This is a genomic window from Pseudomonas sp. LBUM1659 (assembly GCF_059716045.1).
Window position 1 is genome coordinate 1692290 of record NZ_CP166797.1, and the last position, 24092, is coordinate 1716381.

A 24092-nucleotide genomic window follows, 5' to 3' on the forward strand; every position below is an offset into this window, starting at 1 on the left:
CTGCGAAGCAGTCGCAAAATGTGCTGCCTGATCTTTTTTTGGGGCCGCTTCGCGACCCAGCGGGAGCAAGCTCCCTCGTCACAGGGGTATGCTCAGTTCAGATAAAGTGCAGCCCGCAAGCTATTCGCCGACAATGAGTTTTTGCGTAAAATGCCGGCCTTTCGTCACACCTCACGGATTTCGCGACATGGGCACTCTTACGGTCAACCAGAACAAACTGCAAAAGCGCCTTCGCCGTCAGGCCGGTGAGGCGGTTGCCGATTTCAACATGATTGAAGACGGCGACAAGGTCATGGTCTGCCTGTCCGGTGGCAAGGACAGTTACACCATGCTCGACGTGCTGATGCACTTGCAGAAGGTCGCACCGATCAAGTTCGAGATCGTGGCCGTGAACATGGACCAGAAGCAGCCAGGTTTCCCGGAACATGTGCTGCCGGCCTATCTCAAAGAGCTGGGCATCGAGTACCACATCGTCGAGAAAGACACCTACTCGGTGGTCAAAGAACTTATTCCTGAGGGAAAGACCACCTGCTCGCTGTGCTCGCGCCTGCGTCGCGGCACGCTGTACACCTTTGCCGACGAAATCGGTGCGACCAAAATGGCCCTCGGTCATCACCGTGACGACATCGTCGAGACGTTCTTCCTGAACATGTTCTTCAACGGCTCGCTCAAGGCCATGCCGCCAAAATTGCGCGCCGACGATGGCCGCAACGTCGTTATCCGTCCGCTGGCCTACTGCAACGAAAAAGACATTCATGCTTACTCGGACTTCAAGCAATTCCCGATCATCCCGTGCAACCTCTGCGGTTCTCAGGAAAACCTGCAACGTCAGGTGGTCAAGGACATGCTGCAAGACTGGGAGCGCAAGACCCCGGGCCGCACCGAAAGCATTTTCCGCAGCCTGCAGAACGTGATCCCGTCGCAACTGGCAGATCGCAACCTGTTTGACTTCACCAGCCTCAAAATCGACGAAACGGCGGCTTCGCGCTTCGTCAATGTGGTCAATCTCTGACACAAATTGTGTGTGAGCGAGCCTGTGGTGAGGGGGCTTGCTCCCACAGGTCATTTTCAATCCTCAGGAGAGGGCATGCGCGATTACAAGTGGCTGCACGAATACTGTCTGAACCGCTTCGGTTCAGCAGCTGAACTGGAAGCCCATCTGCCCGTTCCGAAAACCCCGGCGCAATTGCGCAAGATCAGCGACGACCGCTACCTCTCCACCATGGCACTGCGCGTGTTCCGTGCCGGGCTCAAGCACAGTCTGGTGGACGCCAAGTGGCCAGCCTTCGAAGAAGTGTTCTTCAAGTTCGACCCGGAAAAAGTCGTGCTGATGAGCGCCGAACACCTCGAACGCCTGATGCAGGACGCGCGAATCATCCGTCACCTGGGCAAGCTCAAGAGCGTGCCGCGCAATGCGCAGTTCATTCTGGACGTGGCCCATGAGCAGGGCAGCTTTGGCGCGTTGATCGCCGATTGGCCGGTAACGGATATCGTCGGGCTGTGGACATACCTGAAAAAGCGCGGTCATCAATTGGGCGGGTTGTCGGCGCCGCGATTCTTGCGCATGGTCGGCAAGGACACCTTTGTGCCGAGCTACGACGTGGTCGCAGCGTTGAATGCGCAGAAGATCGTCGACAAGGTGCCGAGCAGTCAGCGGGATCTGGCCTTGGTGCAGGATGTGTTCAACCAGTGGCATGAACAGAGTGGCGGGCGGCCGATGAGCCAGATTTCGATGATGCTCGCCTACACAGTGAATCATTGACACCGAGTCGCCCGCATCGCTGGCAAGCCAGCTCCTACAGGGGATTTGTGTCGTTCACACATCCTGTAGGAGCTGGCTTGCCAGCGATAGCGGTCTTTCAGGCGACGGAGGTCTCGCCCTCGCCAGCCAGCTTGCGATTCAACTGAAACCGCCACCGCACATACAACAGCGCCGAGCAGAACACTGCCAGACTCGCGCCCATCTCCAGCAACCCAAACAGCTGCCGGTTCGGGTCATACGCCGCCAGTGCGCCTTTGATGAAATACAGGTTCACCACAAAACACATCCACGAATGCCCACGGGCGCTGCCGATAATCATCCCCGGTGCGAGCAACAGCAGCGGCACCAGTTCGATCAGCAAAATCACCCACGGCCGTGCGCCATGCAGGTCGGCAAACACCAGGTAGTAGGCGCATAACAGCCCAACCAGTCCGAAAAAGCACAGCAGGCTGACGACGCGCATCGCCCGCACCCGTGGTTCGAGCCATTCAATGGAGGGCAGAATCTTCGGCTTCTTGGCCACGTCAGTTCCCCAGCTTTTGCGCAGTTTTCGCCAACCGCAGGCCCAAGGCCCGGCACAGCGCCACTTCATGCTCATTCAAGCCGCTTTTTCCATCGGCCCCGGCGTGGTGGCTGGCGCCATACGGCGTGCCGCCGCCACGGGTTTCCAGCAAGGCGGATTCGCTGTAAGGCAGGCCGGTGATCAACATGCCGTGGTGCAGCAGCGGCAGCATCATCGACAGCAGCGTGGTTTCCTGACCGCCGTGCAGGCTTGCGGTGGAGGTGAACACGCCGGCCGGCTTGCCCACCAGCGCGCCGGTCAGCCACAGGTTGCTGGTGCCGTCGAGGAAGTACTTGAGCGGTGCCGCCATGTTGCCGAAACGGGTTGGGCTGCCCAAGGCCAGGCCCGCGCAGTTCTTCAGGTCATCGAGGCTGGCGTACAGCGCGCCTGCGTCCGGAATGTCGGGCGCCACGGCTTCGCATTCGGTGGAGATCGCCGGCACGGTGCGCAGGCGTGCTTCCATCCCGGACTGCTCGACGCCACGGGCAATCTGTCGGGCCATTTCATTGGTCGAGCCACTGCGGCTGTAATACAGAACCAGAATGTAGGGTGCGCTCACGGCAGCAACTCCAGAACGTTCTCTGGTGGACGGCCGATGACGGCTTTGTCGCCGACTTCGAGAATCGGTCGCTCCATGAGTTTCGGGTGAGCAGCGATGGCCGCAATCAATTGCGCTTCGCTCAGGCTACTGTCGGCCAGGTTGAGGGTTTTGTATTCGTCCTCGCCAGTGCGCAACAGTTGCCGGGCGCTGAGGCCAAGCTTGGTCAGCAAGTTCTGGATTTGCGCGGCGTCCAGCGGGGTTTCGAGGTAGCGGACGACAGTCGGGGTCAGGCCTCGGGCTTCGAGCAGTTCGAGCGCACCGCGGGATTTCGAGCAGCGCGGGTTGTGATAAAGCGTCAGATCGGTCATGGGCGGGTCGCTTCTTGCGTAAAGTGGCAGCTATTCTAACTGTGCAGCGCGTAATCCTGAACCTTGCGAGGCGATGGGTTGCAGGCGCATTCAATTTTGAACAAGGAACACGACATGACAAGGCGACTGGCAGCGGCATTGGCGATTTTCGGGGCGTTGATGTTGGGGGGCTGCGGCAATGACTATGGCGTCGACCAGAACGGCCAGAAAGTTGCGTCCGAACGGCTGGACAAACAATGGGTGGTGCTCAATTACTGGGCCGAATGGTGTGGCCCATGCCGGACCGAGATCCCGCAGTTGAATGCGTTGGCTGATCAATTGAAGGACAAGAAGATTGGCGTGTTCGGGGTCAACTACGACAATGTGCAGGGTGAAGAGCTGAAAAGCGCCAGTGAAAAACTGGGGATCAAGTTCACGGTACTGGCTTCAGACCCGGCCGATCTTTTTGAACTGCCGCGCAATGAGGCCTTGCCGGTGACGTACATCATCGATAACAAGGGCAAGGTTCGCGAACAGCTGATGGGCGAGCAGACGGCGGCGGGGGTGATGGCGAAGCTTGAGGCGTTGCAGGCAGTCAACTGATCGGACGCGGGTCTGTGGCTGACTGAATTTTGTGGTGAGGGAGCTTGCTGTGGCGAGGGGGCTTGTCGGAACGCCGCATCGCCACACTGGGGTTGTTAACCCTCTTCAAGCCACCAACGCATTGGCTTGCCTTCCGCCGGCCAGAAGCGCATCTGCTCGATCGGCGAAACATCCCAGCGCTGTACGCCTTCCAGCGCCTGTAAGAAGCGCTTTTCCTGTTCCATGATCGCTGGCGCACAGAGCTTGCGGGTGCTGCCGATCTTGCCGAAGCTCAATTTGTCGCCTTCCAGGGTGTACGGCGCGAACCAATGGTTGCAGCCGCCATTGCCATAGGCCCGACCGTCTTCACCGAGGGTGATGGTCAAGTGGCTGTAGTCCATCAATGGAATTTCGCCGATCCATTCCAGAATGTAGCTACGATTTTTTTCGAGTTGCACCGGCTCGGCGGCGCAGCCCAGCAGGCTGGCACCAACCATAGCGGTCAGAGCGAGGCGTTTCATCACACAGGCTCCTGGCATTTCGGGCACAGGTGTTTCTCGCCAACAGAGGTCCAGCCCAATTCGGCAATCCGCGCCGTGGCAGCAGGTTTTTCAGCCTTGTTGCCGAGCTTGGCGTCGACCGCGAACTCAAAGCTCAGCGCTTTGGCACAGCTGTCGCAATGGACTTCCCAGGTGTGGATCGCCAATTCGCCGAACACCGGGCCACTGCTCACCGCGACCCATTGGCCAGGCGGGTTGATCAAGTGGCGAACCGTTTCGACGGTCAGGCGCATGGACAAGTCCTTGCTGCCTTTAAGGGTCACTACCAGCACGTCGCCAATCCGGATCGAGCCGCCGTTACCGGTGACTTGATAACGCCCCGGCACCAAGGCGCGGCATTCGGTGAGGGTGTGTTGCGGGTTCATCAGGGTGTAGCGGAAATCGTGTTCGACCATGGGTCCTCCAAATATGCGCGGTATGCTATCACGGGCCTGCGCGCAGCATGGCGCGGGCAGATGACCTTCGATCAGGTTCAAACGCCCCGACAACTCATGGCACAGTGCCGCTTTTGCACATCTAAAGAGCGGACAATGTCCAAAGCCTGAGTCAATCAGCCCTCGACCTGATTCTGCGTAGTACCGTCGGCCCAGGCCACGATGTTTTGCAGGGTCGTCGCGGCAATCGCGCCCAGCGCTTCGCGGGTCAGGAAGGCCTGGTGCGCGGTGATGATCACATTCGGAAAGGTCAGCAGCCGCGCCAGCACATCGTCTTGCAGCGGCAGGTCGGACCTGTCTTCGAAAAACAGCTGCGCCTCTTCTTCGTACACATCGAGCCCCAGATAGCCCAATTGGCCGTCCTTTAATGCGTCGATCAGCGCCGGGGTGTCCACCAGACCGCCACGCCCTGTGTTGATCAGCATCGCGCCGGGTTGCATGTGCGCCAGTGATTCGCGGTTGATCAGGTGTTTGCTCTGCTCGTTGAGCGGGCAATGCAGGCTGATGATCTGCGACTCGGCCAGCAGTTCCGGCAGGCTCAAGTAGCGAGCGCCAAGGGCTTCGACCTGCGGATTAGGGTAGGGGTCATAGGCCAGCAACCGGCAGCCGAAACCGTTCATGATCTTGGCGAACGTTGCGCCGATCTGCCCTGTGCCGACCACGCCAACGGTTTTGCCCACCAAGTCGAAGCCGGTCAGCCCGTGCAGGCTGAAGTCGCCTTCGCGGGTGCGGTTATAGGCACGGTGCAAGCGGCGGTTGAGTGCCAGGATCAGCGCCGCCGCATGTTCGGCCACGGCGTGTGGCGAGTAGGCCGGGACGCGCACGATCGACAATCCCAGCAATTTCGCCGCCGCCAGATCAACGTGGTTGTAACCGGCCGAGCGCAGGGCGATCAGGCGTGTGCCACCAGCCGCCAGACGTTCCAGCACCGGGGCGCTGAGGTCGTCATTGATAAAGGCGCAGACCACCTCGTGAGATTGCGCCAGCGCCACGGTATCGAGGCTCAGCCGCGCGGACTGAAAGTGCAGCTCGATACCGGCGGGCAGGTCGGTACTCAGAAAACTGTCGCGGTCGTAGGTCTGGCTGCTGAAAAGAATCGTGCGCATGCGGTCCTCCTGGATATCTCGGTCAAGCTTTATGTAACAGGGCCAGCTTAGCGCTTATGGTGATCGGCGCGGTTGCGTTGCATCAAGCGTTGATACGGGCATGAGCGGCCAGGCGATTGATCGCCCGTTCGAGCTCTTCCAGTGCGCCGGGCGCTTTCGGATCCTGTTGCTTGAGCAGCGTTTCACTGCGCTGGCAGGCGGCGCGCAGTTGCGGGACGCCGCAATAACGGGTTGCCCCGTGCAAGCGATGGACGCGCTCGATCAATGCATTCCGGTCGTTGCTTTCCCGGGCCGTGCGAATGGCCTCGCGGTCGGCTTCAAGCGAGGCCAGCAACATCGCCAGCATGTCCGCTGCCAGATCCGCTTTGCCAGCGGCCAGACGCAAACCTTCTTCGGGGTCGAGCACCTGCAAATCATGCCCGCCGCCGTGGCTGTCGCTGGAGCGTTCCGGTCCATGATTGCGCAGGGCCAGGCCTGTCCACTTGAGTACCACCTGCGCCAATTGCCTCTCGCTGATGGGTTTGGTCAGGTAATCGTCCATGCCGCTTTGCAGCAGAGCACGTTTTTCATTGGCCATGGCGTGGGCGGTGAGAGCTACGATCGGCAACGGTGTGCAATGCCGTTCACTTTCCCACTGACGAATCGCTTCGGTACTTTGACGCCCATCCATGCCGGGCATTTGCACGTCCATCAACACCAGGTCAAAGGTTTCGTTCTGCACTGCCTTGACCGCCGCGTAACCACTCTCCACGGCCAGCACCTTGGCGCCCATGTCTTCGAGCAGGGTTTGTACCAGCAACAGGTTGGCCGGGTTGTCGTCGACGCAAAGCACCTTCGGCGCGCGACTGGACAGCGGTTCGCCCGGTTCGCTGCGCTTCTGGCGCGGGTTGACCAGATCAGACAAGGCCCGACGCAGTTTGCGAGTACAGGCCGGTTTGGCCTGAAGCTGACTGTGCGGGTTAGGCACCGAGAGATGGAACAGTGTCTGCTCTGTGGTTGGACACAGCACCAGGACTTTGCAACCCAGGTGTTCGAGGTCCCAGATGTGCTGGTTGAGACGCTCCGGCGGCATGTCGTTGCTGGTGATGCCGAGCACTGCCAGATCGATGGCCTGATCGGTCTGATGCGCGCCGGTCACGCCATTGGTCAGGCTTTCCAGGGTATTGAATGGCGTTACGCTCAGGCCGCAATCTTCCAGTTGATGCTGCAACGCCTGCCGGGCCAGGTCATGGTTTTCCAGCACCGCCACGCGGCGCCCGAGCAGGGGAGGGCCTGGCAGGTCTTCGGCGTCGTCGCGGGTCTTGGGCAGACTCAGGCTGATCCAGAACTCCGAACCTTCGCCCGGTGTACTGTCGACGCCAATTTCGCCGCCCATCTGCTCAATCAGTCGTTTGGAAATCACCAACCCCAGTCCCGTGCCGCCGGGTTGCCGGGACAACGAGTTATCGGCCTGGCTGAAGGCCTGGAACAGCGCGCGCACGTCCTGGTTCGACAGGCCTATGCCGGTGTCCTGAATGCTGATGCGCAGTTGCACGCTGTCTTCATGCTCTTCTTCAAGCATGGCGCGGGCAATGATGGTGCCTTCGCGGGTGAACTTGATCGCGTTGCTGACCAGGTTGGTGAGGATCTGCTTGAGCCGCAACGGGTCGCCCACCAGCGACAAGGGCGTGTCGCGATACACCAGGCTCACCAGTTCCAGCTGTTTGGCGTGGGCCGCCGGGGCGAGGATGGTCAGCGTGTCCTGCAGCAGGTCGCGCAAGTTGAACGGAATATTGTCGAGCACCAGTTTGCCGGCCTCGATTTTCGAGAAGTCGAGAATCTCGTTGATGATCCCCAACAGGCTGTCGGCGGATTTCTCGATGGTGCCCAGGTAGTCGAGCTGGCGCGGCGTCAGTTCGCTTTTTTGCAGCAGGTGCGTGAAGCCGAGAATGCCGTTGAGCGGCGTGCGGATTTCATGGCTCATGTTGGCCAGGAATTCGGATTTGATCCGGCTCGCTTCCAGGGCTTCCTTGCGCGCCAGGTCCAGCTCGATGTTCTGGATCTCGATGGTTTCCAGATTCTGCCGCACGTCTTCAGTGGCTTGGTCGACGCTGTGCTGCAATTCTTCCCGCGCATTTTGCAGGGTGCCGGCCATTCGGTTGATGCCGGACGCCAGGTCATCCAGTTCCTGACTGCCGAGGGGCGGCAAGCGGGTTTCCAGATGACCGTCCTTGAGTTGCGCTACCGCCAGTTTGATCTGGCTGATCGGTCGGTTGATGGTCCGCCCCATCCGCAGTGCCAGCAGCGCCGCGCCGGCCAGACCAGCGGCAATCATCAGGAGACTGGCAAACAGGCTGCGGTAACCGCGCAGCAACATGCCGCTGTGGGACAGTTCAATTTCGACCCAGCCCAGCAGGCGGTTGGCTTCATCGGGAATCAAGTCGCCGGCCAGGTTGCGGTGTTTGCCGAACACCGGCAGCAGATAACGCGTCGCATCATTGCCGCTGCGACGCAGCATTTGCGAACCGTTGCCCACCGGCGCCTGATTGAGCATGGTCGGGCCGGCGTGGGCCAGCAGCGTGCGGTCGGGGGCGAGGAAGGTCACTGCGCGCACGTCCGCTGTTTCCAGCGACTGGGTGGCGATGCGCTCCAGCAGGTCATTGTCCTTGCGACCCATGGCCGGGGCCACCAGGGGCGCAAGCTGTTCGGCAATCATCTCGCCGCGCTGCAACAGCTGGGATTGCAGGTCGGATTGCTGCATCCAGGTGAAATAGCCGCCCAGGACCAATGCCATCAGAGTCGTCGGCAACAAGGTCAGCAACAGCACGCGGCCTTCAATTCCCAGTTTCTTGAGCACGCATCTCTCCTGCATCCAGCGATTGATTGACCAGCGTGTACGTCCGATACGCGCCACCCGGGCAGTGTAGCGAGTTGCAGGCAGGCAATCTTCGTAAAATTGATGTCGTCATTCGTCGGACGCCGTGCTGCTTTTGCGTCTTGGGCAAACCTTGGGTTGCCCATCGGCAGGCAATCTTGAATAATCGTCAACTGAGAATTATTTGCAGATACTCATGACTCCCATCTCTATTGGCCATCCCCGAATCCTATCCATCGAAGACGACCTCGTGCTCGGTGCCTATGTGCACGAACATTTGGGCCGTTGTGGTTTTCAGGTGACCTGGTGCCAGAACGGCCAGGAAGGCCTGGCCATCGCGCGTCAGCAAGCCTTCGATGTGGTGTTGATGGATATTCTGTTGCCGGGTCTGGACGGCCTCAATGTGTTGACGCAGTTGCGCCGGAGCCATTCCACCCCTGTGGTGCTGATGTCCGCTCTGGGCGCCGAAGAGGATCGCATCAGCGGCTTTCGCCTGGGGGCCGATGATTATTTGCCAAAACCGTTCAGCATGGCCGAATTGCGCGTACGCATCGAAGCGATCCTGCGTCGGGTGGCGCTCGACCGGAGGCCAGAGCCGGCACCGCTGGCCAGTGAGGCGGACAGTCTGCGTTTCGACGATGAACTGTGTGAAGTTTTCTATAGCGAACACGCTGCCGGGATGACCCGCAGCGAGTATCGATTGCTGGAAACACTCAATCGCAATGGCGATGAAGTGTTGAGCAAAGCCTTCCTGTATCAGCACGTGCTGCAACGCGGTTACGCCGCTCATGACCGCAGCCTCGATATGCACATCAGTCAGATCCGCCGCAAACTCAAAGGCATCGGCTATACCGAGCGAGAAGTGCGCACGGTCTGGGGCAAAGGCTACGTCTTGAGTGCTGTCGATGAAATGGTCTGACCTGCCAGGCCGACACTCGCTGTTCTGGAAACTCGCCTGCTTGTTGGTGGCGTTCTGTCTGCTGATGATTTGGCTGAGCTGGTCGTGGGGCCGGTACATGGAACAGAAAAACCTGTTCTTGTCCGAAGAGGCCCGGATCACGCTGACCCGCTACGCCGCCGAAGCCGAGCAAGCCTGGAATCAACGCCAGAGTGCAGGCGTCGATGTCTGGCTGCAGGGTATCGGCCAGCGCGAGACGTCTTGGGTCGGTGTCATCGGCGCTGATTTGCAGTCGTTGAGCAGCTATCCGCTGAGGGAAAAAGAAGTTCAGCGCATGACCTTTTTGCGCGGACTTGATTGGCCAACGAGTCGCCACACCAGAGGGTTGCCATGGTTGAGAATCCCCTTTCCAAACGACCCGGCTGCCGGCAGCCTGGTGATCGAGCTGCCCCAGCGCTTTGTTCCGGGGCAATACCGGCGGTTCTGGCGCGTGATCACCAACGGCATCATTCCGGGATTGTTCACGCTGTTGTTATGCGTCGGTCTGTATCGACTGCTGGTCGTGCCGTTGAACAGTCTGCGCGAACAGGCCAACGCCTGGCGCGCGGACCAGTTGAACGTGCGCTTGTCGAGCAGCACCACCAATCGTTCGGATGAACTCGGTGAGTTGGGCAGGGCCTTCGATCACATGTCCGAGCGCCTGCAAAGCACCGTGGCCTTGCAGCAACAATTACTGCGCGACCTGTCACACGAACTGCGTACACCTCTGAGCCGCTTGCGGGTGGCCAGCGAAAGCGAGCAGGGGCTGTCGGCGTTGCGCGAGCGTATCGGTCGGGAAGTCGATGGCATGCAGCGTCTGGTGGAAGACACGCTGCAACTGGCCTGGCTCGACACCGAGCGTTCACCGTTGCCCGATGAAGCAATCCAGATTCAGGCGCTGTGGGAAATGCTCACGGAAAATGCTTGCTATGAAAGCGGATGGCCGGGCAGCCAATTGCGCTGCACCGTGGATTCATCGTGTTGGGTTCGCGGCAACCTCAACACCCTGGCGCAGGCGCTGGAAAACATTCTGCGCAACGCCATTCGTCATTCGCCGAAGGGCGGCGTGGTGCGTCTCGGTGGGCGGCGCGATGGCGACTTCTGGCATTTGTGGCTGGAGGATGAGGGCGGCGGGGTGGCTGAGACCGATCTTGAACGGATCTTCTGTCCGTTCATTCGACTCGACGGCTCGCGTCCGGGGGATGGCGGGTTTGGGTTGGGATTGAGCATTGCGAGGAATGCGGTGCGGCGGCAGGGTGGACAGCTTTGGGCTCAGAACACTGGGGTTGGGTTGCGGCTGAATATGCGGTTGGTAGCTGATATTGATGGTGTGAGTGATGACGCTATCGCGAGCAGGCTCGCTCCCACAGGAGATCTGTGTCACCCACAAATGGTGTGATCATCCCGATCCCCATGTAGGAGTGAGCCTGCTCGCGATGAGGCCTTCCCTGCCACCAAAAAGCTGGTTTTGCCGGAGCGTTCCCGTTCTTTTGTACGACCTTACCCATAGGGTATTGCCGACACCTTCAACCTGACTCGACGGAATAGACTCGCGGTTTTCCTCGTCCTCAGGAGTCCGGCATGAATGCATCCAGCGTCCCCGACAATGCAACCGACGACCGTTTCAATGAAGTGCTTGCGTTGATTCAAAGTGCCAAACAGCAGGCCATGCAGGCGGTGAACACCCAACTGATTGAGCTGTATTGGCAGGTGGGTGCTTACATCAGTCGCACGCTGGAAAAAGCCGAATGGGGCGATTCTGTGGTCAGTCAGTTGGCTGAGCATTTGGCCACGACTCAACCTGGGTTGCGTGGTTTTACCCGGCGTAATCTGTTCCGTATGCGCCAGTTCTACGAGGCTTACCGGGGAGATGAAATAGTGTCAGCACTGCTGACACAATTACCTTGGACCCACAACCTGCTCATTCTGAGTCAGAGCAAACTCCCCCAAGAGCGTGAGTTCTATCTGTGCCTGGCGCTCCAGGAAAAGTGGTCGACTCGGGAGTTGGAGCGTCAATTCAAGACCGCACTGTTCGAGCGAAGCGTGACCCAACCGGCAAAAACCTCTTCGGTGCTTAGACAAACTCACCCGGCAGCCCTTGATATATTCCGTGACGCCTACATGCTCGAGTTTCTCGACCTGCCTGGTGGCCATGCCGAAACTGATCTGCATAAAGGGTTACTGGTACGCCTCAAGGATTTTCTGAGCGAGCTCGGCCGCGATTTCTGCTTTGTCGGCTCTGAATACCCACTGCAAGTTGGCAGTCGTGATTTTGCTCTGGATTTATTGTTTTACCACCGTGGCCTCAATTGTCTGGTGGCCATAGAGCTGAAGGTGGGTCGATTTGAGCCGGAGTATTTGGGCAAGCTGGACTTTTATCTGGAAGCGCTTGACCGCGATGAGCGAAAATCCCACGAAAACCCCTCCATCGGTGTATTGCTCTGCGCCAGCAAGGAGAACGAGGTGGTGGAATACGCACTTAACCGCAGTCTGTCGCCTGCGCTGATTGCTGAGTATCAAGTCCAGCTACCGGATAAGCAGCTGTTGCAGGCCAAACTGCATGAGTTCTATGCATTAAATATCGCGCAAGCAGAGGAATCCTGAACCCGCTCAGGCTGCTTATTCCCATAAGCCATAAGCACCACACTTTGCGTGATATGGCCTGCGAACGTTTGTCGGTATGATAGTCGCCCCCGCAGTCTGGATTGCGAATACGCCATGACCTTGCAGTACCCAACCATCGCCGATTGCGTCGGCAACACTCCGCTGGTTCGTTTGCAGCGCCTGCCCGGCGCCACCAGCAATATCCTTTTGCTCAAGCTCGAAGGGAATAACCCGGCGGGTTCGGTCAAGGACCGGCCGGCGCTGTCGATGATCACTCGCGCCGAGTTGCGCGGGCAGATCCACGCCGGCGATACGCTGATCGAAGCAACGTCCGGTAACACCGGGATTGCTTTGGCGATGGCGGCCGCGATCAAGGGTTACAAGATGATCCTGATCATGCCGGACAACTCCAGCGCCGAGCGTAAAGCCGCCATGACGGCGTATGGCGCCGAGTTGATCCTGGTCACCCAGGAAGAAGGCATGGAAGGCGCCCGAGACCTCGCTCAGCGAATGGAAGCCGAGGGCCGTGGCAAGGTGCTGGACCAGTTCGCCAACGGTGATAACCCGCAAGCGCACTACACCACCACTGGCCCGGAAATCTGGCGTCAGACCGAAGGCACCATCACCCATTTCGTCAGTTCGATGGGCACCACCGGCACCATCATGGGCGTCTCGCGCTACTTGAAAGAGCAGAATGAGGGCGTGCAAATCATCGGCCTGCAACCGAAGGAAGGCTCGGCAATTCCGGGCATCCGTCGCTGGCCGCAGGAATACCTGCCGAAGATTTATCAGGCTGATCGCGTGGACCGCATCGTCGACATGGCACAAAGCGAAGCCGAAGACGTGACTCGTCGTTTGGCCCGCGAAGAAGGCATCTTTTGTGGTGTGTCCTCGGGCGGTGCGGTGGCAGCGATGCTGCGCCTGTCGAAGGAAGTTGAAAACGCGGTGATCGTCGCGATCATCTGTGACCGTGGCGACCGTTACTTGTCGACCGGCATTTTCGACGCGCCCAACTGATGGCCAAGCACGAGAGAGGCTTGCGCTTCCAACCCACGGGCGGCAGCAAGGCCCCACAAATCCCGACCGGCAAAAAGCAGCGCTTGAGCATCGAGCGCCTGGCCAATGACGGTCGCGGTATCGCATTTTTCGAAGGTCGCACCTGGTTTGTCATCGGCGCCTTGGCCGGCGAAGAAGTTGAAGCGCGGGTGTTGGGCGCCCATGGCAAAGTGGTCGAGGCGCGCACCGAACGCGTGTTCCAGGCCAGTGAATTGCGTCGTCCGGCACCGTGTCCGCATGCCGGTCGCTGTGGCGGCTGCAGCGTGCAGCATCTGCCTCATACCGAACAACTCGCCCTGAAACAGCGCATGCTCGCCGAGCAATTGTCCAAGGTCGCCGGTGTCGAACCGCAAGAGTGGGCAGCGCCGTTGAGCGGTCCGGAATTCGGATACCGCCGTCGCGCCCGTGTGGCGGTGCGCTGGGACATGAAAGCGAAAAAACTCGAAGTCGGATTTCGCGCAGCGGGCAGTCAGGACATCGTCGCAATCAACGAATGCACGGTGCTGGTACAGCCCTTGCAGCCGATCATGACCCACTTGCCGGAGATGCTCCGTCGCTTGAGCAAACCTCAGGCGCTGGGGCATGTGGAATTGTTCAGCGGCTCGTCGTTGGCCGTGTTGCTGCGGCACATGGCGCCATTGTCTGAAGCCGACCTGACAATCCTCAAGGATTTCTGCGCCTTCCATGAAGCCCAGTTGTGGCTGCACGGAGATGGCGAGCCGCAACCGGTCGAAGCCGGCCAGTCGCTGGGTTATCGCCTGGAGCGTTGGGACCTGGACCTGGCTTACCGGCCGGGGGATTTTATTCAGGTCAATGCCGGGGTCAACGAGGCCATGGTCGCCCAGGCGCTGGACTGGCTCAAGCCTCAGGCGGATGAGCGGGTTCTGGATTTGTTTTGTGGTCTGGGTAATTTCGCCCTGCCGTTGGCCAAGGCCGTTCGTGAAGTGGTGGCGGTGGAAGGTGTGCAGGCCATGGTCGAGCGCGCCGCCGTCAACGCGGCTAGCAATAATCTGCATAACGCGCATTTTTTTCAGGCCGATTTATCCCAGCCTTTGACTAATGCCGAATGGGCGCGCGAAGGCTTTTGTGCGGTACTCTTGGACCCACCGCGTGACGGTGCTTTCGAGGTGGTGCGCAAGCTGGCGTCCCTGGGTGCCAAACGGTTGGTGTATGTGTCGTGCAACCCGGCAACGTTGGCGCGCGATACAGTTGAGTTGATCAAGCAGGGCTACCGGTTAAAACGTGCCGGGATTCTCGATATGTTTCCTCAAACGGCACATGTCGAGGCCATGGCGTTATTTGAAGCGAGCTAGGACTGCTCGTCTGGTCCGACTGGCCCGCCCGTGCAGCTCTCGCATGAGCCCCGTGAGGGCAATCGGGCAACGAAGGTCAGCGATTTGACGCATTGAATCTGCGTCATAGGGAAGGTAAGCAAGATGGTACAGGTGAGAGCACACCAGCCGATCAATACAGACGGCAGTATCAATCTCGAGGCGTGGCTCGATCATGCGGTCAGTGTCGATCCGGCACTGGATCGCGAAGCCTTGAAGGAAGCGTGCGAGTTCGCTCGCATGTCTGAACAACAGGCCAATGCGGCGAAGAATCTCTGGTCCGAAGGGACCTCGAGTTTCCGCACGGGCCTTGAGATCGCCGAGATTCTGGCCGACCTCAAACTCGATCAGGATTCACTGGTTGCCGCGATCTTGTACCGTGGTGTGCGCGAAGGCCAGATCCTGTTGCCTGCCGTCAGCCAGCGCTTCGGTCCGGTGGTGGCCAAGCTCATCGACGGCGTGCAGCGCATGGCGGCGATCAGCGACAGTCTGAGCCCGCGTAAAACCATGGTGCTGGGCACCCAGGGTCAGGTCGAAAACCTGCGCAAAATGCTGGTGGCCATGGTCGACGACGTTCGCGTTGCGCTGATCAAACTGGCTGAACGGACCTGCGCGATTCGTGCGGTGAAAACCGCCGGCGACGAGAAGCGCAATCAGGTCGCCCGTGAAGTCTTCGACATCTACGCACCGCTGGCTCACCGCCTCGGTATCGGTCACATCAAGTGGGAACTGGAGGACTTGTCCTTCCGTTACCTCGAGCCTGAACAGTACAAGCAGATCGCCAAGTTGCTGCATGAACGTCGCCTGGATCGCGAACGCTTCATCAGCGACGTAATGAGCCAACTGAAAAACGAATTGCAGGCCACCGGCGTCGATGCCGACATCAGTGGCCGGGCCAAACACATCTATTCGATCTGGCGCAAAATGCAGCGCAAGGGTCTGGAGTTCAGCCAGATCTACGACGTGCGCGCCGTTCGCGTGCTGGTGCCGGAGATGCGCGATTGCTACACCGCGCTCGGCATCGTCCACACCTTGTGGCGGCACATCCCGAAAGAATTCGACGACTACATCGCCAACCCGAAGGAGAACGGCTACCGCTCGCTGCACACGGCGGTGATTGGTCCTGAAGGCAAGGTGCTGGAAGTGCAGATCCGCACCCACGCCATGCACGAGGAAGCCGAGCTGGGCGTTTGCGCGCACTGGCGCTACAAAGGCACCGACGTCAAATCCGGCTCCAACCACTACGAAGAGAAAATCTCCTGGCTGCGTCAGGTCCTGGAGTGGCACGAAGAGCTGGGCGATATCGGCGGCCTGGCCGAACAGCTGCGGGTCGATATCGAGCCGGACCGGGTCTACATCTTCACCCCGGACGGTCACGCCATTGACTTGCCCAAAGGCTCGACGCCGCTGGACTTCGCGTACCGCGTGCACACCGAAATCGGTCACAACTGCCGTGGCGCGAAAATCAACGGCCGGATCGTGCCGCTCAACTACAGCCTGCAAACCGGTGAACAGGTCGAGATCATCACCAGCAAGCACGGAACCCCGAGCCGCGACTGGCTGAACCCGAACCTGGGTTATATCACCACCTCGCGGGCGCGGGCGAAGATTGTCCACTGGTTCAAATTGCAGGCGCGCGATCAGAACGTCGCGGCCGGCAAGACCCTGCTTGAGCGCGAACTCAATCGCCTCGGCCTGCCGGCAGTGGACTTCGACAAGCTGGCCGACAAGGCCAACATGAAGACGGCCGAGGACATGTTCGCGGCCTTGGGCGCCGGTGATTTGCGCTTGGCACAACTTGTGAACCTGGCGCAGCAACTGGTCGAACCGGAACGCGGCAACGAACAGCTGGAACTGATCCCGCGCAAAGCCACCGGCTACAAACCGGGCAAGCGTGGCGACATTCAGATCCAGGGCGTCGGCAACCTGATGACGCAAATGGCCGGCTGCTGCCAGCCGTTGCCGGGGGATGCGATTGTCGGTTACATCACTCAGGGCCGTGGCGTGAGCATTCACCGCCAGGACTGCGCCTCGGTGCTGCAACTGGGCGGTCGCGAGCCAGAGCGGATCATCCAGGTCAGCTGGGGCCCGGTGCCGGTGCTCACCTACCCGGTGGACATCGTCATTCGTGCCTACGACCGTTCCGGTTTGCTGCGTGACGTGTCGCAGGTGCTACTCAACGAGCGGATCAACGTGCTGGCGGTCAACACCCGCTCGAACAAAGAGGACAACACGGCGTTGATGTCCCTGACCATCGAGATTCCGGGGCTGGATGCGTTGGGGCGGTTGCTGGGGCGGATTTCCCAGTTGCCGAACATCATCGAAACCCGTCGTAACCGGACGCCTTGAAATTGATCCCTGTAGGAGCCGAGCTTGCTCCGGGCGGCGTTCCGACGATTGCGATTTACCTGACACACCGCTATCGCGAGCAAGCTCGGCTCCTACAAGTTCGCCGAACGAGATGATAGATGTATTCACTTGAAGACCTGCTGCACTTGATGAACCGGCTGCGTGACCCGCAGTTCGGTTGCCCGTGGGACATCAAGCAAACGTATGCCACCATCGTCCCGCACACCCTTGAGGAAGCCTACGAAGTCGCTGACGCCATCGAGCGCGGCGACTTCGATCACTTGCAGGGTGAGTTGGGCGATTTGCTGTTTCAGGTGGTTTATTACAGCCAACTGGCGCGGGAAGAAGGGCGCTTCGAATTCGACGGTGTGGTCGATAGCATCACCCGCAAGTTGATCCGTCGGCATCCTCACGTGTTTCCAACCGGAGATCTGTATGCCCCCGTGGACATCCCGCGCCTGAGTGAAGAGCAGGTCAAGCAGCGCTGGGAAGAGATCAAGGCCGAGGAGCGCGCCGAGAAGTCAGCGGCACCGTTGCAGTTGTCGTTGCTCGACGACGTACCGGCTGCGTTGCCTGCCTTGTCCCGTTCTGCGAAACTGCAAAAGCGCGCCGGACAGGTCGGTTTCGACTGGCCGGACGCCTTGCCAGTGCTGGACAAGGTTCGCGAAGAGCTCGATGAAGTGCTCGAAGCCATGGCCGACAATGACTCGGCAGCGATTGCCGATGAGGTCGGTGACCTGCTGTTTTCGGTGGTCAATCTGGCGCGTCATCTCAAGGTTGATCCGGAAACCGCGCTGCGTGGCGCCAATAGCAAATTCGAAAGACGCTTTCGTTTTATCGAACAGGCATTGCGCGACACCCACCGTCCCATAGAAGATTGCACCCTCGAAGAGTTGGACGCCTTGTGGGGCGAAGCCAAACGTCAGGAAAAAAATTTGACCAGCTGCGGTTGAGCAGTTGCCTAAGTGAGAAACAAGCACCATGAGCATTTCCCTTCGCGACCAGTTGCTCAAAGCAGGGCTGGTCAACCAGAAGCAGGCCAAACAGGTCGGCAAAGAGAAGCAGAAACAGCAGCGCCTGGCCCACAAAGGTCAGATCGAACTGGATGACTCGCAGCAGCGTGCAGCACAGGAAGCCATGGCCGAGAAGGTCAAGCGTGACCAGGAGCTGAACCGTCAGCAGCAGGAAAAGGTCGAGGCCAAGGCCCGCGCCGCTCAGGTCAAGCAATTGATCGAAGTCTCGCGTCTGCCGAAGCTGACCACCGAGGATTACTACAACTTCGTTGACGACAAGAAGGTCAAGCGCCTCTGCGTCAACACGCTGATGCGCAACAAGCTCAGCAACGGTTCGCTGGCTATCGTGCACCACGCCGGCGGCTACGAGGTAATCCCGCGTGAAGCGGCGCTGAAGATCCAGGAGCGCGATCCACAGCGTATCGTGCAGATGAACGTGAAGACTGAAGAAGTGGCAGCCGAGGACGACCCGTACGCGGCTTATCAGATTCCGGATGATCTGATGTGGTAAACCGTTAAAGGCTTCAACAACGACAAACCCCGCTCATGGCGGGGTTTGTCGTTTTCAATGCTGTAGTTTCTCAGGCGCAGAGCGACGCTCTTTTCTGCTCCAGGGTTTCCAGTTCGGCTTTGTAGCTGTGGGCGTCGGTTTCGGAGTGGAACATCCCCACCAACAGGTCTTGTTGATGGACATCCCAGATGCGGATACCGGCCGCTACACCCTCATGGGATTTATGTGAATCGTCGCGTTCAGTTACTTTGACAGTCATCTGCTAGCTCCAATCATCAATGATCTACACCAAGGCATGTGCAGGACTCTGTTATATATTTTGGTAGCTTGCTAAGTAAATGCCTGGGATGGGTAACGAATAATTGTCAATTCTGTAAAAGTCCTGCAGCCCGCGTAACGCGCGACATTCGGTCGCAGAGCGTTGGGTTTTATGACAAAAGCTTCATGTTCGCCGGGCCCCAAACCACTGAAATCTGTAGGAGCCGAGCTTGCTCGCGATGAGGCCATCACATTCACCATCATCATCGACTGTGAAGCCGCCATCGCGAGCAAGCTCGGCTCCTACAGGTTTTGTGCCTGGCGAGGGGTATTGGTTTTAAAGGCACAAAAAAAAACGCCCCGAACCAGTCGGAGCGTTTTTGTGTGCAGCGAAACGGCGAGGTATTACTTACCTGCCCAGCGCTTCAGGACCAGCGTGGCATTGGTGCCACCGAAACCGAAGCTGTTGCTCATCACGGTGTTGATGGTGGCGTTTTCGCGCGTCTTGGTCAGGATCGGCATATCTGCCACTTCCGGGTCCAGTTCGTCGATGTTGGCGGAACCCGCCATGAAGTTGCCTTCCATCATCAGCAGGCAGTAGATCGCTTCATGAACACCGGCGGCGCCCAAGGAGTGACCCGACAAGCTCTTGGTAGAGCTGATGGCCGGAGCCTTGTCGCCGAATACCGCACGCACGCCTTCCATTTCCTTGGAGTCGCCGACCGGAGTCGAGGTGCCGTGGGTGTTCAGGTAGTCGATCGGGGTGTCGACGGTGGACATTGCCATCTGCATGCAGCGAATGGCGCCTTCACCGCTTGGCGCAACCATGTCGTAGCCGTCGGATGTAGCACCGTAGCCGACGATTTCCGCGTAGATTTTTGCACCACGGGCCAGAGCATGTTCCAGCTCCTCGACCACGACCATGCCGCCACCGCCGGCAATGACGAAACCGTCACGCTTGGCGTCGTAGGCACGGGAAGCTTTTTCCGGGGTTTCGTTGTACTGGGTCGACAGTGCGCCCATGGCGTCGAACAGGAACGACTGGCTCCAATGTTCTTCTTCACCGCCGCCAGCGAACACGATGTCCTGCTTGCCCAACTGGATCTGCTCGACCGCCGTACCGATGCAGTGAGCACTGGTGGCGCAAGCGGAGGAGATCGAGTAGTTCACGCCTTTGATCTTGAACGGCGTGGCCAGGCAGGCGGAAACGGTGCTGCCCATGGTCCGCGTAACGCGGTAAGGGCCGACACGCTTGACGCCTTTCTCGCGCAGAATGTCCAGCGCTTCCATCTGGTTCAGCGTGGAGGCGCCACCGGAACCGGCAATCAGGCCGGTGCGCGGGTTGGAAACCTGCTCGTCGGTCAGACCGGAATCGGTGATGGCATCTTTCATGGCCAGGTAGGCGTAAGCCGCCGCGTGGCCGACGAAGCGATAGATCTTGCGATCGATCAGTTCTTCGAGGGGAAGGTCGATGGAGCCGGAAACCTGGCTACGCAGACCCATTTCGGCATATTCCGGGTTGAACCGGATGCCAGGGCGGCTTGCACGCAGGTTAGCGGAGACGGTCTCTTTGTCATTGCCCAGGCACGAAACGATGCCCAGACCAGTGATAACGACGCGGCGCATGCGGATAACCCTTAGAAGTTGTCAGTGGAGGTGAAAACGCCGACCCGAAGGCCTTCGGCGGTGTAAATCTCGCGGCCGTCGACGCTGACCGAACCGTCGGCAATGGCCAGGTTCAGTTTGCCTTTCAACACGCGCTTGATCTGAATGTTATAGGTGACTTTCTTGGCGGTCGGCAGGACCTGGCCGAAGAATTTCACTTCGCCCGAACCCAGCGCACGGCCGCGGCCCGGCAGACCTTGCCAGCCAAGGAAGAAGCCGACCAGTTGCCACATGGCGTCAAGGCCCAGGCAGCCTGGCATCACCGGATCACCTTCGAAGTGGCAGGCGAAAAACCACAGGTCCGGAGTGATATCCAGCTCGGCGACCAATTCACCTTTGCCGTACTTGCCACCCTCGGCACTGATATGGGTGATGCGATCCACCATCAGCATGTTCGGGGCGGGCAGTTGTGCGTTACCTGGGCCGAACAGCTCACCGCGACTGCAGCGCAGCAGGTCTTCCCGAGTAAAGGCGTTTTGTTGGGTCATGCGAGCTCCTCAATAGTCCCATGCGGCAGGGTGGGGCAAATCTCCCGGCCGATCGAGGCGTTCATGCCTCGAGTCAGCAGCCTACTCATAGACTATTGCGTTGTGGTGAAAGTCACAGCACCAAGGACATGAATGTACACTTGTGCACTGAAATTATTATTCAAGCCCCTTTTCGGGCCTGTTCGGGTGCCTAAGACTGCCGCACTTTCGCCTTTCACGCCAGTCGCAGATGGTCGAAAGGCCTGTACTACTGCACCCAGCGCTGCAGAATTTGCTGCAAATCAGTACGTTTGAAGGGCTTGGCCAAGTAATCGTTCATGCCCGCCGACAAACAGGCTTCGCGGTCGCCCTGCAACGCATTGGCGGTCAAGGCGATGATCGGCAAGTCCGCGCAGCCGGGCAACTGGCGGATCTGTCGGGTCGCCTCGTAGCCGTCGACGATCGGCAGCTGGCAGTCCATCAGAATCGCTTCAAAAATCAGGCTCTCGGCACTGCGCACGGCTTGCGCGCCGTCGGTCGCGACGCTGACAGTAAAGCCCAGGCTGCGCAACATTGCTTCGATCACGGTCTGATTGACCGGGTTGTCCTCGACCAGCAGCACATTGCGACCTGCGCCATCATCGTTGCCGGTCTGTGCCCGGGGTGTCAGTACCGGCAGCGACTGCTTATAGAGCGCCAGCGGAATTTCCAGGGTAAACACCGAGCCTTGGCCTTCTACGCTTTGCGCCCGCAAGGTGCCGCCCATGCGCTCAGCCAAGGTGCGGGCAATCGGCAGGCCCAGACCGGTGCCACCGTAGCGCCGTGAAATGGAGCTGTCGGCCTGCTGGAAGGCATTGAACATCAACTCCAGGCTTTCAGCCGAAATGCCGATGCCGCTGTCGCGCACGGTGCAGGTAAACCACAGCAGTTCGTGATCCAGCGATTGCCACTGCGGTTCAATGCTGACGCGTCCCTGCTCGGTGAATTTCAATGCATTGCCGACCAGGTTGACCAGAATTTGCCGGATCCGTGTCGGATCGCCCTGAACCTGAAGGGCGCGCATGTCCTCGGGGATCAGCAACTGCAGATCAAGCTCGCGCTGTAACGCGCTGTGCTGGAACGATTGGGCGCAACTGCTGATCAGGTCCGCGAGGTTGAACGGGATGTGCTCCAGTTCCAGCTCCGAACGCTCGATGCGCGAGAAGTCGAGAATGTCGTTGATGACCTTGAGCAGGTGTTCGGTGGACTCCGAGGCCAGCGCCGCGTATTCAATCTGCTCCTCGGTCATGTCGGTGGTTTCCAGCAATTGCAGCATACCGAGCACGCCATTCATCGGTGTGCGCAGTTCGTGGCTCATCATCGCCAGGAAGTCAGACTTGGCATTGTTGGCCTTTTCCGCCTCCTCGCGCGTCTGGATCAATTGCGCCATCGCCTGATGCTGTTCGCGACTGGCTTGTTCGAGGCCGGCGGCGAGGTTGTTGATGTGCTGCGACAACGCGCTTAACTCGGTATCGTCGACAATCGGCAAAGGTGTTTTGTAATCGCCGTCCTGGATCGCCTTCACCGCATTGCCAATATCGCGGATCGGTTGCGACAGGCTGCCCGCCAGACGCCGGGCCACCAAAAAGGTAAACAGCAGGGCGAACAGCGCAAGGATGGCGGCCTTGAACAGGATTTCCTGCTGACGCTGGCTGAACGCATCATTTGAAAGACCGACGATCACCCGACCCAGATAGTCCTCGGCGGGGCCGATGCTGGCGGCTTTGGGGCCCTGGAAGAAATCATTGTTGAGCGCTATCCGTTGCAGCCGCACCGGTGCCTGGAACACTTCGACCTGCTGCGAGCGCCTGTAGGTTTCCGACGGGTGCTCGACGTACACCAAAATCCGGTTGGCATTGTCCTGGACCTCCAGAAAGCGCACGTTCGGCGTGGCGAGTGTCGCCTTGAGCAAACTTTCAAGCACCTCGTTGTTACCCGAAATCACCCCGTATTCGGTGGCGGGTGCCAATTGGTTGGCGATCAATTGCCCGGTGTGGTTGAGCTCCTGACGCAGGTCCTGGATCCGCACGAAGGTAAAGAAGCTGATCAGCAACAGCGTCAGCAGCAGGGCAGGGCCAAGGCTGATCATCTGGGTGCGAGTGCTGATGTCCCAGGGGCGTCGGAGGGTCATGGCAGGCTTTTTCCTTCAGCCAATTGGGTGGCAACAGCTGCTTCATTGATCGGTTCGATACCTAATGAACGAGCCACTTGCGGATTACTTGATACTTTGAAGTGTTGCGGATAGAGCGTACGCGGCCAACTCGCCGCCGCTAGATCGAGCAATTCGTCGAGCACCTGCAGCCAGTCGCCCTGATCGCTGTAAGTGCTGGCCAGGCTACCCGCCTTGACGAAAGCGGCATTGGGGCCGACCAAGGCCAGTTGCCGGGAATAGCTGCTCAACAGCAGGTTTTTTGCGGTTTTCGGGTTGTACAGGTCGGGATCGTCGAGGCCCAGCAGCACGTCACAGTTTTTCAGCAAGGTCTGCAAGGGGCGGCTGTCATGGGTGTTACTCCAGCGCTCGGCGACCACTTCAAGCTCAAGCCCAAGGGCGGCCAGGTGCAGTTCTTTCAACAGGAATTCGCTGTGATTGTCGTACAGGACACCAACGCGCTGCGCCTGGGGCAGGATGAGTCGGGTCAGGCGCAATTGCCGATCCAGCGGCGCATCGCTCCAGAGCAGACTGAGGTGGGGTGGAACGTTAACGCCAAACCGTTGCTGGGCTTGCAGGCGGCTGATGCGCAACACCAGCGTCGCCGGGCCCTGAGCCTCTTGCTGGCGCCAGTCGAGGCTTGCTAGATCAAGCAGGATCAGGCGGGTGGCGGCGGGCAGTTTACCTGGTGATGGAAGGCTCGCCAGTGGCTGGAAACGCACACTGTCGGCAGGGCGCATGTCGCTCAGCGCGCGGACGAAGGATTGCACGCCGGGATTGTCTTCGGCGCCGGTCAACAGAATGTCTGCGGCCTGTGTGGGCAGGGCGCCGAGCAGACAGCCAGCCACCAGGCACAACTTGGCCAGCAGACGGCCCAGTGGCGGCGATTTCCATGACAGGCGACGCCACATTTAAAACATCAGCTCCGCGCTGAAGTAAACCACCCGACGCTCGTCATAGTTGTT

The 24092-nt window shown here is 59.4% G+C and carries 23 protein-coding genes; 11 read left to right on the plus strand and 12 right to left on the minus strand.

Features of this window, described 5'->3' with window-relative positions; all coding sequences use genetic code 11:
* Window positions 1–187: 187 nt before the first annotated feature.
* The gene (gene ttcA / locus ACA048_RS07610; protein WP_497628602.1) at window positions 188–1012 is read left to right on the plus strand and encodes a tRNA 2-thiocytidine(32) synthetase TtcA; all 825 of its coding nucleotides are present in this window, start codon (window positions 188–190) and stop codon (window positions 1010–1012) included.
* 75 nt (window positions 1013–1087) lie between these two features.
* Window positions 1088–1762 carry a DNA-3-methyladenine glycosylase I gene (locus ACA048_RS07615; RefSeq protein WP_497628603.1) on the plus strand — a complete coding sequence of 225 codons (675 nt, stop codon included), beginning with the start codon at window positions 1088–1090 and terminating at the stop codon, window positions 1760–1762.
* Window positions 1763–1859: 97 nt separating this feature from the next.
* Here the strand turns inward: ACA048_RS07615 and ACA048_RS07620 are convergent, their stop codons facing one another.
* Genes ACA048_RS07620 through arsC form a run of 3 tightly spaced genes read right to left on the minus strand, consistent with a single transcriptional unit; the run spans window position 1860 to window position 3233 of the window.
* Window positions 1860–2285 carry a DUF2069 domain-containing protein gene (locus tag ACA048_RS07620; protein ID WP_497628604.1) on the minus strand — a complete coding sequence of 142 codons (426 nt, stop codon included), beginning with the start codon at window positions 2283–2285 and terminating at the stop codon, window positions 1860–1862.
* Window position 2286: 1 nt separating this feature from the next.
* Complete coding sequence (wrbA, locus tag ACA048_RS07625; RefSeq protein WP_223519738.1) at window positions 2287–2883, minus strand: NAD(P)H:quinone oxidoreductase; 597 nt, start codon at window positions 2881–2883, stop codon at window positions 2287–2289.
* Complete coding sequence (gene arsC, locus ACA048_RS07630) at window positions 2880–3233, minus strand: arsenate reductase (glutaredoxin) (RefSeq protein ID WP_497628605.1); 354 nt, start codon at window positions 3231–3233, stop codon at window positions 2880–2882. The genes wrbA and arsC overlap by 4 nt, the downstream gene beginning before the upstream one ends.
* Window positions 3234–3347: 114 nt before the next feature.
* Between arsC and ACA048_RS07635 the strand changes: the two genes are divergently transcribed.
* Window positions 3348–3815, plus strand: coding sequence for a TlpA disulfide reductase family protein (locus ACA048_RS07635; RefSeq protein WP_497628606.1), 468 nt, complete (start codon window positions 3348–3350; stop codon window positions 3813–3815).
* Window positions 3816–3910: 95 nt separating this feature from the next.
* Here the strand turns inward: ACA048_RS07635 and ACA048_RS07640 are convergent, their stop codons facing one another.
* The 4 genes from ACA048_RS07640 to ACA048_RS07655 form a co-directional block, all read right to left on the minus strand.
* A complete protein-coding gene (locus ACA048_RS07640; protein WP_497628607.1) occupies window positions 3911–4315 on the minus strand; it encodes an META domain-containing protein in 405 nt (134 codons plus the stop codon).
* Window positions 4315–4749: a hypothetical protein gene (locus ACA048_RS07645; protein WP_497628608.1), complete on the minus strand. Its 435-nt coding sequence runs from the start codon at window positions 4747–4749 to the stop codon at window positions 4315–4317. The genes ACA048_RS07640 and ACA048_RS07645 overlap by 1 nt, the downstream gene beginning before the upstream one ends.
* 155 nt (window positions 4750–4904) lie before the next feature.
* Window positions 4905–5894, minus strand: coding sequence for a 2-hydroxyacid dehydrogenase (locus ACA048_RS07650; protein ID WP_497628609.1), 990 nt, complete (start codon window positions 5892–5894; stop codon window positions 4905–4907).
* Window positions 5895–5976: 82 nt separating this feature from the next.
* Window positions 5977–8730 carry a response regulator gene (locus ACA048_RS07655; RefSeq protein WP_497628610.1) on the minus strand — a complete coding sequence of 918 codons (2754 nt, stop codon included), beginning with the start codon at window positions 8728–8730 and terminating at the stop codon, window positions 5977–5979.
* A 214-nt stretch (window positions 8731–8944) separates the two neighbouring features.
* Between ACA048_RS07655 and ACA048_RS07660 the strand changes: the two genes are divergently transcribed.
* The 8 genes from ACA048_RS07660 (at window position 8945) to ACA048_RS07695 (ending at window position 18549) form a co-directional block, all read left to right on the plus strand.
* Window positions 8945–9667 carry a response regulator transcription factor gene (locus ACA048_RS07660; protein WP_497628611.1) on the plus strand — a complete coding sequence of 241 codons (723 nt, stop codon included), beginning with the start codon at window positions 8945–8947 and terminating at the stop codon, window positions 9665–9667.
* Window positions 9654–11084: a sensor histidine kinase gene (locus tag ACA048_RS07665; protein ID WP_497628612.1), complete on the plus strand. Its 1431-nt coding sequence runs from the start codon at window positions 9654–9656 to the stop codon at window positions 11082–11084. The genes ACA048_RS07660 and ACA048_RS07665 overlap by 14 nt, the downstream gene beginning before the upstream one ends.
* 182 nt (window positions 11085–11266) lie before the next feature.
* On the plus strand, window positions 11267–12289 hold the full coding sequence (locus ACA048_RS07670; protein WP_497628613.1) for a PDDEXK nuclease domain-containing protein: 1023 nt from the start codon (window positions 11267–11269) through the stop codon (window positions 12287–12289).
* Between the two features lie 114 nt (window positions 12290–12403).
* On the plus strand, window positions 12404–13306 hold the full coding sequence (gene cysM / locus ACA048_RS07675; RefSeq protein WP_497628614.1) for a cysteine synthase CysM: 903 nt from the start codon (window positions 12404–12406) through the stop codon (window positions 13304–13306).
* A complete protein-coding gene (gene rlmD / locus ACA048_RS07680; protein ID WP_497628615.1) occupies window positions 13306–14658 on the plus strand; it encodes a 23S rRNA (uracil(1939)-C(5))-methyltransferase RlmD in 1353 nt (450 codons plus the stop codon). Before cysM ends, rlmD begins: the two co-directional genes overlap by 1 nt.
* 123 nt (window positions 14659–14781) lie before the next feature.
* A complete protein-coding gene (gene relA, locus ACA048_RS07685; protein ID WP_497628616.1) occupies window positions 14782–17025 on the plus strand; it encodes a GTP diphosphokinase in 2244 nt (747 codons plus the stop codon).
* A gap of 119 nt (window positions 17026–17144) precedes the next feature.
* Entirely contained in the window at window positions 17145–17978 is an 834-nt protein-coding gene (mazG, locus tag ACA048_RS07690; RefSeq protein ID WP_007949508.1) for a nucleoside triphosphate pyrophosphohydrolase, read from the plus strand.
* Between the two features lie 28 nt (window positions 17979–18006).
* The gene (locus ACA048_RS07695; protein WP_452625369.1) at window positions 18007–18549 is read left to right on the plus strand and encodes a DUF2058 domain-containing protein; all 543 of its coding nucleotides are present in this window, start codon (window positions 18007–18009) and stop codon (window positions 18547–18549) included.
* Between the two features lie 70 nt (window positions 18550–18619).
* On the opposite strand, the gene ACA048_RS07700 is transcribed toward ACA048_RS07695, so the two are convergent.
* The 5 genes from ACA048_RS07700 to ACA048_RS07720 all read right to left on the minus strand — a co-directional run bounded on the left by ACA048_RS07700 (window position 18620) and on the right by ACA048_RS07720 (window position 24038).
* Window positions 18620–18808: a hypothetical protein gene (locus ACA048_RS07700; RefSeq protein WP_497628617.1), complete on the minus strand. Its 189-nt coding sequence runs from the start codon at window positions 18806–18808 to the stop codon at window positions 18620–18622.
* A 404-nt stretch (window positions 18809–19212) separates the two neighbouring features.
* Window positions 19213–20433 (minus strand): beta-ketoacyl-ACP synthase I, encoded by a 1221-nt coding sequence (gene fabB, locus ACA048_RS07705; protein WP_497628618.1) that lies wholly within the window; start codon window positions 20431–20433, stop codon window positions 19213–19215.
* A gap of 11 nt (window positions 20434–20444) precedes the next feature.
* Complete coding sequence (gene fabA, locus ACA048_RS07710) at window positions 20445–20960, minus strand: 3-hydroxyacyl-[acyl-carrier-protein] dehydratase FabA (RefSeq protein ID WP_008148022.1); 516 nt, start codon at window positions 20958–20960, stop codon at window positions 20445–20447.
* Between the two features lie 247 nt (window positions 20961–21207).
* Window positions 21208–23109, minus strand: coding sequence for an ATP-binding protein (locus tag ACA048_RS07715; RefSeq protein WP_497628619.1), 1902 nt, complete (start codon window positions 23107–23109; stop codon window positions 21208–21210).
* On the minus strand, window positions 23106–24038 hold the full coding sequence (locus ACA048_RS07720; RefSeq protein WP_497628620.1) for an ABC transporter substrate-binding protein: 933 nt from the start codon (window positions 24036–24038) through the stop codon (window positions 23106–23108). The genes ACA048_RS07715 and ACA048_RS07720 overlap by 4 nt, the downstream gene beginning before the upstream one ends.
* Window positions 24039–24092: the final 54 nt, after the last annotated feature.